Annotated in this window: 3 protein-coding genes; 1 reads left to right on the forward strand and 2 read right to left on the reverse strand. The window is 64.5% G+C overall.

Going from position 1 to position 2,885, the window contains the following annotated elements; all coding sequences use genetic code 11:
* Window positions 1-44 precede the first annotated feature (44 nt).
* Together AC4FAH_RS10530 and AC4FAH_RS10535 are read right to left on the reverse strand one after the other, a co-directional pair.
* The gene (locus AC4FAH_RS10530; RefSeq protein WP_197738707.1) at window positions 45-887 is read right to left on the reverse strand and encodes a transporter substrate-binding domain-containing protein; all 843 of its coding nucleotides are present in this window, start codon (window positions 885-887) and stop codon (window positions 45-47) included.
* Window positions 888-1,075: 188 nt separating this feature from the next.
* Window positions 1,076-1,681 (reverse strand): Smr/MutS family protein, encoded by a 606-nt coding sequence (locus AC4FAH_RS10535; RefSeq protein ID WP_131431499.1) that lies wholly within the window; start codon window positions 1,679-1,681, stop codon window positions 1,076-1,078.
* A gap of 254 nt (window positions 1,682-1,935) precedes the next feature.
* Here AC4FAH_RS10535 and prmB point away from each other — a divergent pair.
* Window positions 1,936-2,885 (forward strand): 50S ribosomal protein L3 N(5)-glutamine methyltransferase (prmB, locus tag AC4FAH_RS10540; protein WP_490246001.1); only part of this gene is annotated, 950 nt, incomplete at its 3' end.

Below are 2,885 nucleotides of genomic sequence, written 5' to 3' on the forward strand. Positions count from 1 at the left end.
CTTCATTGCAGAGCGTGTGACCGGAGCCTGAGCGAAGCGTCGCCTCAGCCGTTGATCCACTTGTCGAAGATGGCGGCCTGCTCACCGGTGCCCTGCATCTGGGTCAGCCACTGATCGACGTAGGCCTTCCAGATGTTGTCACCCAGCGGCAGCAGATAGCCCTTCTGGGAGAAGGTGAACGGCGCATCAGGATGCACACTGCACAGCTCCGAATGGCGGCTGGCCTGCAGCTGGGTCTCGATGGCGTCGGTGACCATCACATCGGCACGGTCTTCGATGATGTTGTTGAAGATGGTGCGGTTGTCATTGTGCGCGACGCGCGTGGCATCGCTCAGGAATTCATTGGCGAAGCGCTCGTTGGTGCCGCCCGGGTTGACGGTGATGCGCACGCTGGGCTGATTGATCTGCGCGACGGTCTGGTACTTGTCGACGTCCTCGCAGCGCACGATGGGCGTCTTGCCGCCGGTCTGGTACGGCTGGCTGAAGTAGGCCTGAGCCTGGCGGTCAAGCTTGACCGAGATACCGGACATGGCGATATCGCACTTGCCGGAGGTGAAGTCTTCCATCAGCGTCGGCCAGCTGGTCGGCACGGTCTGTACCGTGGCGCCCAGGCTCTTGGCCAGTGAGGCGGCCATGTCGATGTCGATGCCTTCGAAGTCGCCATTGTCTTCACGGTGGCTGAAGGGCGCGTAGTCACCGGTGGTGCAGACCTTCAGCACCTGGCCTTGTTGCACGCGTGAAAGGGTGCTGTCGGACAGTGCATCGCTGGCGACGGCCGGCATGGCGAAGGCCAGCGACAGGCCAGCGGCGGTTGCACCGCCGAGAATGGCAGCGGAAAGGGTGCGGCGTGAAGAGGTGCGCATTGGCTGTTCAGCGTTGGGTGTCATCAGGGTGTTCCCTTGTCGTTATGGCGGCAGGCTCGGCGTGAGACTTGCCTCTGTTACTCGAGTGCTCGGCTATTCAAGCACTCAGTTATTCAAGTACTCGGCTATTCAGGTGCTCGCTATTCAAGTGCTCAGCTATTCAGATGCTCTGATCGTCAATGTCTCGGCGGTGTGGCGAGCGCGGGATTCGCTCAGTCGAGCAGCGGGTCACGGCCCTTGCTGCGCAGCAGGACATAGACCGCGCCGCTGCCGCCATCCAGCTCCAGTGACGAGGTGAAGGCCAGCACGTCAGGCCATTGGCGCAGCCAGGCATTGACGTGGCTCTTGATGATGGGGTGATCGGCCATGCCGGTCCATGCCTTGCCATGCACCACCAGCACGCAGCGTGAGCGACGGGCGATGGCATCGTCGATGAAGGACTCGAGCTCGATGCGGGCCTGCTCCAGCGTATAGCCGTGCAGGTCGAGGCCCGCCTCCCAGGCGATCTCGCCGCGCTTGAGGCGCTGACGCTGGCGGTAGGGGAGATCGGGCACCGCGAAGTCGAGCAGCTGGCTGGGCGTGACCGGCTCGACCTGACCATCGGTGGTGCGCGATGGCGTGCCGAGCGTGTCGGTCGAGGCTTCGCTGGCGGCAGCGCGCCGTGCCGCCAGACGCGCCTGCTCTTCCTTGTCGACGGGCTTGCGGCCGGGGTCGGCGCGGTTGGTGGTGATCTTGCGTACGCCGGCCTGCTTGAGGGCGGCACGGAAGGCGTTGAAGTCGTCGCCGGTATCCGAGCTGTCGTCGTGGTTGGGTGGCATGGCCGGGCTCCGCGGGCAATAAAATGGCAAGTCGCGCAGTATAGCGCGGCTGTTGTCGCTGTCGAAGACAGGCGGTTGCCACTGTCGAAGACAAACGGTTGTCGCTTGCGAAGACAAAAGCGGCAGGCGCGCCATCAAGGCATGCCAAGGGTCGCCGCCACGCCTCGTGAACGCTACAATGCCTGCGCGAGACGCCACCGGCCCCTCACTACTGGCGGCGCTCGTTGTCCATCTGTCCGCTTACAGGAATCACCGTGTCCACATCTTCCGCGTCCGACCTGCGCCATCCTTCCAGCCTCAGTGAGCCGGACTCCCGTCTCGTCGAGGAGCTGGTGACCCTGCGCGACCTGATCCGCTGGGCGACCAGTGAGTTCCACGCGCATCGCCTGCACTTCGCCCATGGCACCGATTCTGCCTGGGACGAAGCGGTGGCGCTGGTGCTGGGTGCGCTGCATCTGCCGTGGGACACGGACCCCGCCGTGATCGACGCGCGCCTTCTGACCATGGAGCGAGCGCGCATCGTGGCGCTGGTGCGTGAGCGCATCACCACCCGCAAGCCGCTGCCGTATCTGCTCGGCGAGGCCTTCTTCACCGGCGTGCCCTTCGATGTCGATGAGCGTGTGCTGATTCCGCGCTCGCCGATCGCCGAGCTGATCGAGAGCGGCTTCTCGGCCTGGTTCCCGGAACTGCCGCCGACTCGCGTGCTGGACATGTGCACCGGTTCCGGCTGCATCGGTATCGCCACCGCGCTGGTGATGCCGACCGCCGAGGTCGACCTGGTCGATATCAGCAGCGAGGCGCTGGAAGTCGCGCGTCGCAACATCGAACGTCACGACGTGGCAGGGCGTGTCATCGCCGTGCAGTCGGACCTGTTCGCGGGTGTGGCGGGCAAGCGCTATGACCTGATCGTCTCCAATCCGCCCTACGTGGATACCTTCGATCTCTCCAACATGCCGCAGGAATTCGGCCATGAGCCGGCGCTGGCGCTGGGCGCCGGTGACGATGGCCTGGATATCGTGCGTCGAATTCTGCGCGAGGCGCGTGACTACCTGACCGACGACGGCGTCTTGATCGTCGAGGTCGGCAACTCCGAGCGCCACCTGATGGAAGCCTTCCCGGAAGTGCCCTTCATGTGGCTGGAGTTCGAGCGCGGCGGCAACGGCGTCTTCGCCATCGATGCCCAGACGCTGGAAGTCTGCGCGCC

Source organism: Cobetia sp., assembly GCF_983723665.1.